We start from the raw sequence: 15,408 nt of genomic DNA on the forward strand, positions 1-15,408 counted from the left end.
AACAATCACCGACGAAAAATACTCACACCCCGAACATCAGAACCGAAACCCGAAGGCCCGGAACATCATTCGACATGCGAAGTACCAAAATAATTTGGCACTGACATTCATCGACACACTGTTGAGTTCTCAAAGAACACGCGCACACCATCACCGCGACCTTCAGCCGCTCGCTCCGGGGCAACTTTTCCAGCCTATCCCATCGAAGTCACCGGCGCAAACCGGAACATCGTGAAGAAGAACTGGGGTTGAAGCACAACCATACATGATGGAAACTACTTCGAATTTTGGCCAGGCACTTCGTACAACCTCGTGTCACTCGCTGTGAAGCGGGAGTCGGTGTCCGTGTCGCTCTGACTTGGAATAAGTTACGCGAAGATCAACACAACACCAAATCGCCTGGTCACAGCGCTGTGGACAGTTAACAGAGGGAAATACTCACCAAGATCCCCGCTCCCCCGATGATTTTCTGCGTCTCGGATGGTCTGCATCTGTGAAAGGAACCAAACAACAGCGGTTCCACCCGACAGCAAGGAGTACCTGATGTCCCGACTGCTCTTCGTCAACATGCCTGTGAAGGATGTTTCCGCCACCCGTTCTTTCTTTGCCGGGCTCGGCTTCGAGTTCAACGACATGTTCAGTGACGAGAACACCGTGTCGATGATCGTCAGCGATGCGGCGACTGTCATGTTCCTGAACGAGCCCCGATTCGGCGACTTCATCGCGGACGACATCTGTGACACGTCGAAAGCCCGCGAAGCCCTCCTGTGCATCTCTGCAGAGAGCAGAGAGGAGGTGGACAGCTTTGTCGATGCGGCCATCGCGGCCGGCGGCACCAAGTGGATGGAGCCTCAGGATCACGGCTTCATGTACGGACGTGCATTCCGCGACCTCGACAATCACGTCTGGGAGGTCATGTGGATGGACCCGGCTGCGGCAAATCCCCAGTAGTGGCGAATCCGCAGTAAGACTGCAACCGTCAGGGGTTGTGCGCGGGTTTCGCGTGCAACCCCTGATTTATTACAGCTCGGCTGGTAGACCGAACTTGGGAAACAGGCTGAGATCGAAGAAGCAGGTCACATGCGATATCCCCGACTCGGTGACGTCGAGAACATGCAGCTGGAAGGCATGGTGAATGCCGTCCTCCTGACGCATGTAGAGCCCGAACGCCGGCTGACCGTTGGCCGATGTAGGTAGTAGACGCATTGCCCCTGGCCCGTCGGCCGGGCATTTGTCCCCGATGAGCTGGCCGATCGCCTCGGGGCCGCGGTACCAACCCTCGAATGGCGGCATTTCCCAGACCGCGTCGCGCGTGAACAGCGCGACGATGGCGTCGACGTCGTAGCTCTCGAAGCTACGGACGTATTCACGCAGCAATGTTCGCGCTTCCCCGGAACTGGGTTCGATGAGAGTGTCTTCGGTAGGCGCGATATTGCTGATCTGTGCGCGCGCTCGTTGTAGAACGCTGTTGACCGCGGTCGTGGTGGTATCGAGGGCTTCGGCTACCTCTGCCGCTTTCCACTGCAACACGTCGCGCAACACCAATACCGCTCGCTGCCTCGGAGAGAGATGCTGCAGCGCCGCGATCAATGCCAACCGCACCGAATCTCGCTGCACCACCATGACGGCCGGATCGTTCACATCACCCAGCGACGAGTCGGCGATAGGTTCGAGCCACGCGATCTCATTGCGCTCGATCAACTCGTCGGATGGATCCGAACTGGGCGCACCCAACCCTGTCGGAAGTGGTCGCTTGGCGCGCCCTTCCAAGGCGGTCAAACACGTATTCGTCGCGATACGATAAAGCCAGGTTCGAAACGACGATTGGCCGCGGAAACCGTCGAACCCCCGCCACGCGCGGATGAATGTTTCCTGGACCTGGTCCTCAGCATCATGGATGGAACCCATCATGCGATAGCAGTGCGCCAGAAGCTCTCGCCGATACGGATCGGCAAGTGTCAGAAAATCGCTGTCCAACGCCTGATCGACTGTCATTTCCTCAGACTAGTTGCCAAAGCCGAGATACACAGGAGGACTCGAGGCAACAATGCATGTCATTTCCTGCCCCACAAACGAGAGGTTCCTATGCACGACACCACATCGATCAGCCGCACTTTCGACGCTATCGCTCTCAAAGAGATGGACCCAGCACTCCTTGCGCTCGCAGTCTTGGAGGCAGCGGAGCGGGCGTCCATTTCCGTCGAAGCCTTGCAGCAAGCGATGAATGTAGCCGCGCTCGCTCACATCGACCAGAACCGCAAGAACGGAATCAAAAACCCGGAGGACCCCTATATCGTCCACCCGTTGCGCAATGTTCTCAGGCTCCTCCGATACGGATGCGTCGATGCCGACGTTCTGGCGGCCACGGCTCTCCACGACACGGTGGAAGATCAACCCCGCGCCGTTATCGAACTGTTGTCCGGCCACCCGACCTCCGAAGAGGACCAATCCTTACTCCAACAGTTGGCGTCACAGGCCATTTCGAATACCTTCGGCAGTCGAGTAGCGAATATCGTTGCAGCCGTTACTAATCCGATCAACGACAGTCAAGATGGAAATGCTGTCAGTTATCAGGATCGTGTCGTGGCGGCAATTGAAGATCCCGCCGTATTTCTCGTCAAATTCAGCGATTTCGTCGACAACGCGGGCAGCGTGAAGCATCTCGGCGAGCCGACGCGAACAAGGCTGTCCGCCAAGTACGCCCCCCTGGTCCGGTATTTCCGCACGGGGGCAAGCACACTCGGTAACCAGTTGAATCTTCCCCAGTCCGGACTTGACGACATCACTCACCATCTCGACGAACTGGAGGCTCGCCTTCCGGTCGAGAGCTCAGATCCCCGCGAGCCCGGAAGCACTTCTACAGCAACGTAACTGGCAGTCATCGCAGTGAGGCCTGGGTTGAACCCTTGCCGCGAGTCACTCGGGGCCGCGCCGGGGTAGATCCGATTAAACCTGTGAGACGCAATTTCCTTGCTCTGCATTTGCGTGGCGTTAACGTACTCGCCAGTAGTACCGACGGGTAACACTGGCCAGTAGCATAGGGCAAATTCAAAACTACTGCGCCAGAATCGAATTTGTTACCCACGAGTATTCGTTTTCGGCCCCGACTCAGCGCTCCGTGATCCGCATCACAACGCCGAAAGTGTCTGTGGCACAGCCAATTAAACGATAAGCGTTACCGCAGTTCACGTTGACTAATATTCTTGAATTCGCCCAGGTGACATGTGGGCGCACATACTGCATCCTTAGATAAACCAGGGACTCCCTGGAGGCAGAAACACTATGTTGCTATTTCGTGATTGGAGCGGTTCTGAGTCCATGCCACAGGCGTGACGCGTGCACTCGGCGTCACCGGACTCACGAACCCACATGGCAAACACCTGCAGATGCGTATCCGGGGGCTAGCAATTCGCATCACCGCAGTTTTTGTCACAGCAGCAGTGCCCACAACCCGGAGCAAGTCAAAACCACAGCATGACGGTATGTGACGCACGATCAGCCCATATCGCGTCGTACGCGACGTATGAATCTCATCAAGGACGGTGGCAGTGACAATGTTCAAACGAATCGCAGTGGTCAATCGAGGTGAGGCCGCAGTCCGCCTGATCAGGGCAGTACGCGAACTGAATGCTGAACACGACTACGGCATTCGCGTCATTGCACTGCACACAGAGGCCGAGCGTCGGGCCATGTTCGTTCGCCAGGCCGACGAAGGCGTAACGCTGCGCAGCACCGGAACCGGCAGTCCGTATCTCGACTACGTCGAACTCGAACGCGCGTTGCTTGCAGCCAAGGCCGACGCAGTCTGGGTCGGCTGGGGCTTTGTCGCCGAAGATCCGGCTTTCGCAGAGATCGTGGCAAAACTTGGCATCACGTTCATCGGCCCCAGTGCCGACGCCATGCGACTGCTCGGCGACAAGGTTGCCGCGAAGATCCTCGCCGAGAAGGTCGGCGTCCCCGTCGCGCCGTGGAGCGGTGGGCCGGTCGACACGCGCGCCGACGCTCGTCGCCACGCACAGGCCATCGGCTACCCGCTGATCATCAAGGCTCGCAGTGGTGGTGGTGGACGTGGAATCCGCAAGGTGTGGGCCGAGGACGAACTCGAAGTTGCACTCGAGCGCACGCAGGGTGAGGCTGAACGTTCCTTCGGCGATCCCGTCGTCTTCCTCGAACGCCTGGTCACCGACGCACGCCACGTCGAGGTGCAGATCATCGCCGACAACCACGGCAATGTCTGGGCTCCTGGCGTCCGCGACTGCTCGATTCAGCGTCGCAACCAGAAGGTCATCGAGGAATCTGCCTCCCCCGTTCTGACCGAAGAGCAGTCGAACCACCTCAAAGAGGTGTCGGCAGAACTCGTCAAGGCCGCGGGATACCAGGGCGCAGGCACAGTCGAGTACCTCTATCAGCCCGAGAACAAGCTGTTCACGTTCCTCGAAGTCAACACGCGCCTGCAGGTCGAGCACCCCATCACCGAGGTCACCACCGGTATCGACCTGGTCAAGCTGCAGATCCTTGTTGCCAGCGGTGAGGAACTGGTCGGCGATTGCCCGCCCGCATTCGGTCACGCGGTCGAGGCTCGTCTCAATGCCGAAGACGCCGACAACGATTTTGCGCCGGCGCCCGGCACCGTCCAGTTGCTGAAGTTCCCCCTCGGCTCGGGTATCCGCGTCGACACCGGAATCGCAGCAGGCGACGTCATTCCTCCCGACTACGACTCGATGGTCGCCAAGGTCATCGCCTGGGGACGCACCCGTCCGGAAGCCCTCGCACGCCTGCGCACGGCGTTGCGGGAAACCACCGTCGTACTCGACGGCGGCACCACTACCAAGTCGTTCCTCCTCGATCTTCTCGATCGTGACGAGGTCATCTCGGCATCCGCCGACACCGGTTGGCTGGACCGCACCGGCGCTCTGGATTCCACGACGCGTCGCGCCGACGTCGCGCTTGTCGCCACCGCGATCGACGCCTACGACGCCGAGGAATCGCTCGAGCGCGCAGCATTCCTCGCGTCCGCCCGTGGTGGCCGTCCCCGCGCCAACCACGCGATCGGCCGCACGGTCGAGCTGAATTACCAGGGTCAGGCGTACAAGCTGACCGTCGGCCGTACCGGTCCGCACAGCTATCGCGTCGACGGCGATGCCGGTGATGTCGAGGTGGACGTCGATCGGCTCGGCGACTTCGAGTCACGCCTGGTCATCGGTGATCGACGTTTCCACATTGTCTCCGTCGCAAGCCCGTCGCGCTACCTCGTCGAGGTCGACGGCATCAGCCACCAGATCAGCCAGGACGACGCCGGTGTAGTCCGCGCGCCCGCTCCCGCTGTGGTTGTCGCAGTGCCGGTTTCCGTCGGTGACGACGTCGAAGCCGGTTCCACCCTTGTGGTTCTCGAATCCATGAAGATGGAAACCGCGGTTCGCGCGCCGTATGCCGGAAAGGTCCGCGAGGTCCTTGCGACGGTCAACTCGCAGGTCGACGCGGGAGCACCGCTGCTGCGTGTCGATCAGGTAGGCGAGGAAGCTGTCACCGAGAAGGCTCCGCGCGTCGAATTCGATCTGTCCGCTTCGACTTCCCGTTCGGACACCCGCTCCGACGCTCTGGCCCAGCTCGAAGCCCTGACCGCGATGATCAGCGGTTACGACGTCAGCGGCAAGCATGCCAATGCGGTTCTCGCCGAGTACGACGCACTGCGCAGCGCTCTAGAGTCGGAAGATCGCGAACTGGTGCAGGCGGAACTTGCCGTTCTGACCACGTTTGCCGATATCTGCGAGCTCTCCCGCAACAAGCCCACGTCAGGCGAGACGGAGAAGGACGAGTCCGTCCACAGCCCGCGCGAGCATTTCCACACGTTCCTGCATTCGCTGGACGTCGAACGTGAGGGCGTCCCGGCGTCGTTCCGCACTCGCCTCGAGCGCGCCCTGCGCCACTACGACGTCACCGATCTCGACGATCGCGTCGCAGTCGAGGAAGCTGTCTACCGACTCTTCCTCGCATTGCAGCGCATGGAAGCCCAGATCCCGGTCATCGCAGCACTTCTCGAAGGCTGGCTCGCAGGCGACAAGGCACCCGGTTGCTCGGCGCAGGAACTGAACGAGGTCCTCGACCGGCTGATCGTGGCAACGCAGGTGCGCTTCCCGGTTATCGGTGACGTCGCCCGCAACCTTCGATTCCGGTACTTCGACGAGCCGCGCATCCGCAAGGTTCGCGAAGACGTGTACGACGGTGTGCGCGGAAACATCGCGTATCTCGAAGAGCAGCCGGACGCCGCAGACCGCGACCAGCGGATCGCCAATCTCGTGGCAACACCGGAACCGCTGCTCGATCTCTTGGGCCGCAAGATCGGTCTGGGTAGCCGTGACGGCGGACCGTTGGTCGAGGTCATCACGCGCCGTTACTACAAGATTCACTCCTTCGAGGACGTGCGCGCATTCGAGCATGTCGACCGTCGCTTTGTCACCGGCAACTTCGATCTCAAGGGTGACGGCCTCCATCTGGTCTCGACCGTGGCCGAATTCGATGCTCTCGGAACGGCTCTCGACGACGTCACAACGATCGCGCAGGACGCCCCAACAGGTCGCGGTCTGGTAATCGACATCTACCTCGACTGGCCGAACCAGCCGGCGGACGGCGACACTCTTGTCGAGACACTCCGGACTGCGCTCTCTCGCAACGAGACCGTCAGTCGCTCACGCCGCGTGACGGTCATCGTCTGCAACCCGAACGGTGATCCGGTCCGCTGGGTCACGTTCCGTCCTGTTGACGGAGAACTGGTCGAGGACCAGATCATTCGCGACATGCACCCGTTGACCGGTCAGCGTCTCGACATGTGGCGTCTGAAGAACTTCAACGGCAAGCGCCTTCCCGCCCCGGAGAACACCTACCTGTTCCATCTCTCCGCCAAGGAGAACCCGTCGGACGAGCGCCTCATCGCGCTGGCCGAAATTCGTGACGTGACACCGCAACTCGACGACGAAGGCCGGATGGTTGCGCTTCCCGCAATCGAACGCACCCTCGCTGCCTGCCTCGACGGTATCCGCCGCGCCCAGAGCCAACGCGGTGACAAGCGTCGACTCGCCGCCAACCGGGTTGTCCTCTATGTGTGGCCTCTTGCCGACGTTCCCGCCGATCGATTCTCCGTGATCGCCCAGAACGCCGCGCGCCTCACTGTCGGCGCCGGAATCGAAGAGATCACCCTGATCACTCGTCTCAAGGATCCCAAGGGCGGAGCGCCCGAGGAAGTTGCGTTGCGCTTCTCGTACCGAGCCGGCGCCGGGGTGGTCATCAACAAGACCACCCCGCCCACCGAACCGCTGCTCCCCCTCGACGCGTACGCCCAGAAGGTGCAGAGCTCGCGCGCCCGCGGCACCGTCTACCCGTACGAACTGGTGCCGCTCCTCACCGGCAACAAGGGCACGTTTGTCGAGCACGACTTCGACGACGCCGGAGTTCTGGCTCCCGTCGACCGGCCGTTCGGCCTCAACAAGGCCGGAATTGTTGTCGGACTTGTCAACACGCCGACGCCTCGTTACCCCGAGGGCATGACTCGCGTCGCACTCTTCGGTGATCCCACGAAGGCACTGGGAACGGTTGCCGAGGCCGAGAGTTCCCGCATAGTCGCTGCCATCGATCTGGCTGAAAAGCTCAACGCACCCGTCGAGTGGTTTGCACTCTCTTCCGGTGCCACCATCTCCATGGACAGCGGCACCGAGAACATGGACTGGATCTCGCGCGGACTGCGCCGGATCATCACGTTCACCCAGAACGGCGGCGAGATCAACATCGTTGTCACCGGCATCAACGTCGGCGCGCAGCCGTACTGGAACGCCGAAGCCACGATGCTCATGCACACCAAGGGCATTCTGGTGATGACCCCGGACAGCGCCATGGTTCTGACCGGCAAGCAGTCACTGGACTACTCCGGTGGCGTCTCGGCTGAAGACAACTTCGGCATCGGCGGCTACGACCGCGTCATGGGCCCCAACGGTCAGGCACAGTACTGGGCACCCGACCTCACGGCCGCGTGCGAAATCCTGTTCCGCCACTACGCGCACTCGTACCTCGCTCCCGGAGAACGCTTCCCGCGTCGGGCGAACACCGCCGACCCGGTCGACCGTGACGTGCGTAGTTTCCCGCACACCCACCCGTCGAGCGACTTCGAGACCGTCGGCGACGTCTTCTCGTCCGTCAAGAACCCGGATCGCAAGAAGCCCTTCGACATTCGGACGGTCATGCGTTCGGTGGTCGACCAGGACCACTCCGTGCTCGAGCGGTGGGCCGACATGGCCGGCGCAGACACCTCCGTGGTGATCGACGCGCACCTCTCCGGATACCCGGTCACCGTTGTCGGCATCGAGTCTCGCGCAATTCCGCGTAAGGGACACTTCCCCGCCGACGGTCCGGACACCTGGACGTCGGGAACGCTGTTCCCGAACTCGTCGAAGAAGACGGCCCGCGCCATCAACGCTGCAAGTGGCAACCGTCCGATCGTGGTGCTGGCCAACCTGTCCGGCTTCGACGGCTCCCCCGAGTCGCTGCGCAACATTCAGCTGGAATACGGCGCCGAGATCGGCCGGGCCATCGTCAACTTCGACGGTCCGATCGTGTTCTGTGTCGTCTCCCGCTACCACGGTGGCGCGTTTGTGGTGTTCTCCGGAGCACTCAACGACAACATGGAAGTTCTGGCCGTGGAAGGATCGTTTGCGTCCGTCCTCGGCGGCGCCCCCGCCGCAGCCGTGGTGTTCACTCGCGACGTGAACACCCGCACCAACAAGGACCCGAAGGTTCAGCAGCTCGAGTCGGACCTTGCCGCAGCGAAGGACGACACCGAAAAGGCGCGTCTGCGAGTCGAACTGAGTGCGCAGCGCATCGCAGTGCGCTCCGACAAGCTCGGCGAGGTGGCATCGGAGTTCGAGGCCATCCACAACATCCAGCGCGCCCGTGAGGTCGGATCGGTGGATGCGATCGTGCCTGCCGCCGAACTGCGTCCGCAGATCATCGCGGCCGTCGAGCGTGGCATGAAGCGCGCAGTCGCGCAGCAGTAATCACAGCAGACAGATGGCCCCCGTCGGATAATTCCGGCGAGGGCCGTCTGTGTTTCAGCTCTTGTTCTCGGGCATCACCAACCGCTCGATGACGGGTGCGACGACGGCAGCAAGAGTGGTTGCGCCGCAAGCACATCCGATTGCCTGCGCCCAGGCGAGCGGACCGAGCGGGGTACAGCCAAGGAATTGGCTCACTACCGGGGTACTGACCAGAACGCTGAGCACCCCAACGGACCCCACAGCCGTCGCCACCACCAGCGGGCTCCGCGATTCGATCAAGGTTTGCCCGAGTTGAGTGCCCACCAACGCCACCAGAGCCACCGTCGACGCACGCCTCCGTCGACCGGTCATCCGGGCAAGAATCCACGCGGACAGAGCACCGGCCGCGGTTGCGCCGCCGCGGACGGCTATGGTGCGCCACAAAGCGTCTGCGTCCGTCGCCGGCGTATCGCTGCGGCCCTCGGCAGTCGGCGTACTCACTGCCAATGCTGCGGCGGGCAACGCATCGGTCATAAGATTGACCAGCAACATCTGCCGCGCATTGAGCGGAGATATCCCGGACAAAGCGCTACCCATCAAGGCAAACGCCACTTCACCCGCGTTACCGCCGAGCAGGACACCCACCGCCGAGCGCACCCGTTGCCACAACTGGGCTCCTTCGTCGAGTGCGTCGATCAGTCCACTGACCCGACCTTCCAGAAGGACGATGTCCGCAGCGCCCCTGGCGGGATCACTACCGGTGGACGCAACTCCGATACCCACGCTGGCAGCGCGGATCGCGGCCGCGTCGTTGGCGCCGTCGCCCACCATCGCGCACACCGAGCCACTGGACTCCAGAGCATGGACAACCTGCACCTTGTGCTCAGGTGTCATCCGCGCGAACACGGTTCGTTCCGCGACCGCTGCCTCCTTTTCGGTGTGGGACATGTTCTCCCACTCCGAACCGGTGAGCACGTCATCCGGGTCCACGTCCAACCCCAACTCCCCCGCAACCGCTGCCGCGGTCAGTGGATGATCGCCGGTAATGACCCGCACGCCCAGTCCCCGGTCGCGAAGTTCCGCGACGAGTTGCCCGGCATCGGAGCGGAGCGTGTCGGAGAGCCCGAGCAGTCCGACCGGCTCCAGATCATGTGCGCAACACTCTTCCAGAAACTCGGGATCCTGCGCAGCACGCTGAGCGGCCGACTCGGACAGCTCACGCTGAGCCACCGCGATGACCCGGAGTCCGCGCTTTGCCATCTTCTTGACATGCCCTGAGGACACACGCTTTTTCGATGCGGCTGCATGCGAAACGAACTCGGGTGAACCTTTGAGAGCAATCCGATGCCCGATCAACGCGGCAGAATACGGCCGGCCGGATCGGAACGGCACCATCGCCGACGCTTCCTCATCCTCGAATACAAGTGGATGCGCCAAAACGTCGTCGGCTGCACTGACGACAGCCGCGTCGGTCGAGTGAAAGACCTGATCTCCACTGTTACTCAAGGCACTTCGCGCGGCAACTTCCAGAATCCGATTTCCCCGCCACCCGTCGACCCGCTCTACTGCCGCGACGTGCAGATGGTTCTCGCTCAGCGTTCCGGTTTTGTCGAAGCACACCACGTCCACACGACCCAGCGCTTCGATCGAACGCGGTGAACGTACCAGCGCTCCCACCGAGGTCAGTCTGCGCGCAGCGGCCTGCTGCGCCAGAGTGGCAACCAACGGCAGACCTTCCGGCACAGCGGCAACGGCAACAGCGACGCCACCGGTCACCGCCTGCCGTAGCGCTGTGCCACGTAGCAGTCCTAGCGCGGTCACCAACGCCCCGCCGCCGAGACTGACGGGGAGCGTTTTTCGGGTGAGATCTCGGAGTCTGTGCGTCAATCCAACTTCGGGGCCACGCTGCGGTGCCCGGACATCGACTTTGCGCGCTTCGGTCTGCGAGCCCACGGCGGTCACCACTGCGCGAGCCGCGCCGGCAACGACGGTTGTGCCAGCGTAGATCATGCAGCTTCGCTCGGCCACCGGCACTCCTGGAGTGGGGTCGGTCTGTTTCTCGACCGGCATGGATTCTCCGGTCAAAGAGGATTCGTCGACCTCGAGCGAATCGACGTCGAGAAGCCGAGCGTCGGCAGGCACCACATCTCCGGATTCGAGAACGAGGATATTGCCGATTCTCAATTGATCTGCCGGAACCCGCTCGGGCTCCGACCCGTTCGATACCCGTCGCGCCAACGGCTCCTGCACCCGAAGTAGTTCACGAACAACATGTTCCGAGTGCAGTCGCTGTATCGCAGACAGAGTGGCATTGCCGGTCAATACGGAGCCCACCAGAAATGCATCGATCGGCGAGCCCAGAATTGCACTGGCCGCCGATCCCGTCGCCAGCACCGGCGTCAAGGGATCCGACAACTCGGATCGGACCGCATCCAGAACGTCACGGCCCACCCGGACCGGCGCAGCCACGCGCGCCAAGCTTCCGGATCGTGTTTCAGCCGGCACTTTCTCGTCGGGCGACGGTAGTTCGTGTAGCACTTCGTCGGTACCCAGTTCATGCCAGTCGTTACGCGAGGAACCTTCGGGTACTTCGACACCAACTGCCGAGCGCGCCAACCTGAACCCGGTCCACAGCGCGGCGCCGGCCCCGACCGTTATCGGCCCCGGCCCGCGTCCGCGTACGCCGGGAAGCATGACCAATGCACCCAGGACCGAAGCACCGCTGGATAATTCGACGCCGCGTCTCGTCGCCGCCCGCGCCGCCGGCAGAGCATGCAGCACGCGCCATACTCCGGCAAGGTCGTGTTCGAGGATATCCGCCGACGGCGGCGCCCGATCAGGCTCGGCCACACCGATCCTGAGCTCAGCGGGCCCGTAGAGGCGGACTGAACTGACCACGCAGACATGTGCGCCGGCTTCCGACAGCGTCGTCAGTGCCGATTCCAAAGCCCGGTCGACGTCTCGGTCGCTGTCGCCGGGAGCCTCGAGGAGTTCGTCGAAACCGCCGCGCAGAGACCCGAGAGTGTCGACATCGAGGCTGACGGCGCGCACCCCAGCAATCCGCAATTCCGCTACTACGGCTTGTGCCAACGGTTTGCGGGTGGGACGCACAAGCACATCCGCGCCGCCGATCCGATGCCACCCAACAGTAAGCTTGTCGTTTCCCAGTTTTCGCCGCGAACGGTTCCAGATATGAACCCGGTCCGAGTCCGCGACACCGCGGATGTCTGCCACCCGAAGCTCCTGCGTGAGGAGTACACGCGGATCGATCAGAACTGTGTCGACCCGGTCGAGCCGCCGAGCGGCACCGGGGTCGACAACCAGCGATCCCTCGCGCTGCCACAGCTCCCTCGTCAGTACTGCGGCAAACGCCTCTCGGGAAATCCGCAACGCCCGCGGCGCCGCAACCCGCACTGCCGTCGATGCGATCTCGGAATTCTGAGTGACAGCACCGATCACAGCACCACTTGCCAACTGGGCCAGCGCTACTCGCTCCGCGTGACGCTCACCTTGCCCGCGGCTCTCGCCGTCCGGCACCTCCGACGACACGGCAACACCCCACTCCTGCGATGCATTACGCAGGCTCCAGGCCTCGCCGAGCAGCAGCGACCGCATGCCGAGATCAACCGTCAACGCCGCAGGGGCCTGTGTCACCACGTCGGTCACCGACTTGGCCGATTCGAGGACCAGATCGGTCAATTCGCGCCCGAGCATACGTTCCAACTGCTGACGCAGAGCCGGTTGATGATGCAGGACCGAGACGCCGGCCGCGAGCAACGACGATCCAGGCAGGTTCGGTACCCGCGTCACCGAACCTGCCAGTGCCGGAACAATTCCCGCGGCCGCAATGGCCGTACTGAAGGCCCGTCCGATCAATTGGCGCTCGGCCGTGGATCGAAACGGCGTGGACAGAAGCCCGGTGAGTCCGGCTGGGAACATACTCACGCCACCGGTCCCGGTTTGGTCGTATATTTTTCCGGCGTGCCCACACCTGCCACCTGCGCAGAACCAGGCGTCTGGGCGGCACCCAGTTCCGCTCTCGCAGTCTTTTCGATTTTCTTCGGCTCACCTTCTCTCTCACCGTGACGATCCCGCTCACCGTCGGGACGATCCCACTGCCGTAGCACGACGGCCGCGCCGCCCACGCCCAGTAGGATCGGCCACTCGACCAAACCGGCAGCACCCATCGCCGCGAGCGTGAGAACAGCCGTCGGCGTCGACTTGCTACCCGCTCGCATACCGTTGCGCATGCCACCGACGGCGCCCCGGATTCCGCCGTTCACTCCTCCGACAACGCCACCACCCACGGCTCCCACCGCACTGGTGGTCACGCTCGCCGCGCCCGTTACTACCCGCGTCGCTTCACTGACCATCGACATCGGACTCTCCTTCTCACAGTCCGTCGAACAAGGTTCATTACCAATTGGCCATACCCCACACCGCCAGAGGCAATCACGAACAGCAACGATTTCGACCCGCTCTCCGGACGCCACACCCCCTACAGGACTGCTACGCGGTACGGTTCGAACGTCGGCGAATGGCGTCGACGTTGCATCGACGGGAGTTCTGCGCAGTGGCGAAAATCGGCAGCTCGGATATCGACATTTTTCGGTTGTCCTTGGGCGGCAACCCCTTCGGGTGGACCGCTGACGAGGCGACGTCCTTCGAGATACTCGACGCCTTTGCCGAATCCGGCGCGAACTTCATCGACACCTCGGACTCGTACACCGCCTCCGCTCCGGGTAACTCCGGCGGAGAATCCGAAACCATCATCGGAAAGTGGATCACCGATCGTGGCCTCCGGGACGACATAGTCGTTGCCACCAAGGTCGGCAGCCACCCCGATTTCAAGGGGTTGAAGGCAGAAACCATCGCCGCGGCAGCGGACGCGTCACTTCGCCGCCTCCAAGCCGACCGCATCGATCTGTACTACGCACACTTCGACGATCCGAGTACACCGCTCGAGGAAACTCTCGAAGCGCTCAACGCACTGGTCGAGAGCGGCAAGGTTCGATACCTCGGAATCTCGAACTACACCCCCGAACGCGTGCGCGAATGGTTGCGAATCACCGAGGAGAACGGGTACGCGCGACCCATAGCGCTGCAGCCCCACTACAACCTGGTGCACCGGAAATCGTACGAACCGGAGCTCGCGAAGATCGCCACCGACAACAACATCAGCGTCTTTCCCTACTTTGCACTCGCGTCCGGGTTCCTCACCGGAAAGTACCGAACCCGCGCGGATATCGACGGAAGTCCCCGCGAACGCATCACGGCAAGTTACTTCAGCGACGCAGGCCTGGCGGTGGTCGACGCGATTGCCGAGATCGCCGAAAATCACACCTGTGAAATGTCGACCGTCGCTTTGGCCTGGCTGCTGACCCGGCCCGGTATCACCGCGCCCATTGCCAGCGTCAGCCGAGTGGAACAGCTTCCGGCGCTACTCGACGCACCGGATCTGGTGCTCACGTCGGATGAGCTCGACCTGCTCGAACAAGTGTCTGCAGCAGTGGGAGCTTAGGCGCAGTGACGGGAGCTTAGGCGCTTCGGCGGTGCCGCGAACCCAACGCGGCGCCGTCGACAGTCCAGAACACCCAACCGTCGTAGCTCTCGATATCTCCGGAAATATGTCCGGTGACAGCATTCGCAGCAGCTGTCGGGTTGGGGAACCTTCGTCCCTCCATGGGGCCACGCATGATTTCGAGTACACCGCTCGTTTCGTCGAATCGACCGATCCAGCGGTACCCGTGGCAATCGGCGCTCACCTCGACGCGCAGATCGATCACCGGGATCTCGTCGTCGGCGGCGCTCGCACGACGCTTCTTGACGACAACCGCAGCCTTCGCGCGCTTCGGTGCTACCGGCGCTGCAACCTGGATGCTCGGATCCTTGACCGCAGCGACGCCCAGAACGTCCCAGCGGTCATGACCGTGGGCAACCCGTCCACGCGCAATCGCGTGATGCCCCGTCCGGGTGCGACCAGGGGTGTCCATCATCCACAGATCGACCTCGGACCGGATATCGTCCGCCACCTCCACCGACGGCAGCATGAAGAACTGGTGAGGCGTAATCGCAAGATCGACAAAAACCCAGAACTCGGAGCGAGTGTCGTCGCTCTCGATCGACTCGTCCTGGCGCCTGGCCTGCCAATCACCATCGAGCTTGGACCGAACCCGGACGATGCGGGTACTGCCGTCATTGCCCGTCACCTGCACCGGGTTGCGGCGCGAATGCGTCAACCGCACGGCCTGGCCCCCACGCTGGGTTACTTCGGAAATGAACGCGTTGATGCCACGACTTGCGGTGTCTTCCATGGTCGACTTTCTTGAAGCTGTTGCGCCCGGTATCGCCAGATCGGCCTGCGGGTGAGGCGCCAGCGAACAATTGT

General features: G+C 62.4%; 8 protein-coding genes. 4 read left to right on the forward strand and 4 right to left on the reverse strand.

Annotation, left to right across the window (positions count from 1 at the left end):
* Positions 1–543 precede the first annotated feature (543 nt).
* Positions 544–951: a VOC family protein gene (locus EEB13_RS21120; RefSeq protein ID WP_141486217.1), complete on the forward strand. Its 408-nt coding sequence runs from the start codon at positions 544–546 to the stop codon at positions 949–951.
* Positions 952–1,020: 69 nt separating this feature from the next.
* Here EEB13_RS21120 and EEB13_RS21125 read toward each other — a convergent pair whose 3' ends face one another.
* Positions 1,021–1,995, reverse strand: a complete 975-nt coding sequence (locus EEB13_RS21125; RefSeq protein WP_141486218.1) for a sigma-70 family RNA polymerase sigma factor — start codon at positions 1,993–1,995, stop codon at positions 1,021–1,023.
* 90 nt (positions 1,996–2,085) lie between these two features.
* Between EEB13_RS21125 and EEB13_RS21130 the strand changes: the two genes are divergently transcribed.
* The gene (locus EEB13_RS21130) at positions 2,086–2,871 is read left to right on the forward strand and encodes an HD domain-containing protein (RefSeq protein WP_187328601.1); all 786 of its coding nucleotides are present in this window, start codon (positions 2,086–2,088) and stop codon (positions 2,869–2,871) included.
* A gap of 683 nt (positions 2,872–3,554) precedes the next feature.
* On the forward strand, positions 3,555–9,041 hold the full coding sequence (locus EEB13_RS21135; RefSeq protein ID WP_141486670.1) for a carboxyl transferase domain-containing protein: 5,487 nt from the start codon (positions 3,555–3,557) through the stop codon (positions 9,039–9,041).
* Between the two features lie 54 nt (positions 9,042–9,095).
* On the opposite strand, the gene EEB13_RS21140 is transcribed toward EEB13_RS21135, so the two are convergent.
* Together EEB13_RS21140 and EEB13_RS21145 are read right to left on the reverse strand one after the other, a co-directional pair.
* Positions 9,096–12,959, reverse strand: a complete 3,864-nt coding sequence (locus EEB13_RS21140; RefSeq protein WP_141486671.1) for a cation-translocating P-type ATPase — start codon at positions 12,957–12,959, stop codon at positions 9,096–9,098.
* Positions 12,960–12,961: 2 nt separating this feature from the next.
* Positions 12,962–13,399, reverse strand: coding sequence for a hypothetical protein (locus EEB13_RS21145; protein WP_141486220.1), 438 nt, complete (start codon positions 13,397–13,399; stop codon positions 12,962–12,964).
* Positions 13,400–13,593: 194 nt separating this feature from the next.
* Between EEB13_RS21145 and EEB13_RS21150 the strand changes: the two genes are divergently transcribed.
* Positions 13,594–14,541, forward strand: a complete 948-nt coding sequence (locus tag EEB13_RS21150) for an aldo/keto reductase (protein WP_084702989.1) — start codon at positions 13,594–13,596, stop codon at positions 14,539–14,541.
* Positions 14,542–14,557: 16 nt separating this feature from the next.
* Here the strand turns inward: EEB13_RS21150 and EEB13_RS21155 are convergent, their stop codons facing one another.
* Entirely contained in the window at positions 14,558–15,334 is a 777-nt protein-coding gene (locus tag EEB13_RS21155) for a hypothetical protein (RefSeq protein ID WP_045069586.1), read from the reverse strand.
* Positions 15,335–15,408: the final 74 nt, after the last annotated feature.

Source organism: Rhodococcus sp. WS3, assembly GCF_003797085.1.
Classification (GTDB): domain Bacteria; phylum Actinomycetota; class Actinomycetes; order Mycobacteriales; family Mycobacteriaceae; genus Rhodococcus_F; species Rhodococcus_F globerula.

Bases quoted from the DNA above. Each gene is read 5' to 3' on its own strand.
- EEB13_RS21120 (WP_141486217.1), top strand. From the start codon at position 544: ATGTCCCGACTGCTCTTCGTCAACATGCCTGTGAAGGATGTTTCCGCC.
- EEB13_RS21125 (WP_141486218.1), bottom strand. From the start codon at position 1,995: ATGACAGTCGATCAGGCGTTGGACAGCGATTTTCTGACACTTGCCGAT.
- EEB13_RS21130 (WP_187328601.1), top strand. From the start codon at position 2,086: ATGCACGACACCACATCGATCAGCCGCACTTTCGACGCTATCGCTCTC.
- EEB13_RS21135 (WP_141486670.1), top strand. From the start codon at position 3,555: ATGTTCAAACGAATCGCAGTGGTCAATCGAGGTGAGGCCGCAGTCCGC.
- EEB13_RS21140 (WP_141486671.1), bottom strand. From the start codon at position 12,959: ATGTTCCCAGCCGGACTCACCGGGCTTCTGTCCACGCCGTTTCGATCC.
- EEB13_RS21145 (WP_141486220.1), bottom strand. From the start codon at position 13,399: ATGTCGATGGTCAGTGAAGCGACGCGGGTAGTAACGGGCGCGGCGAGC.
- EEB13_RS21155 (WP_045069586.1), bottom strand. From the start codon at position 15,334: ATGGAAGACACCGCAAGTCGTGGCATCAACGCGTTCATTTCCGAAGTA.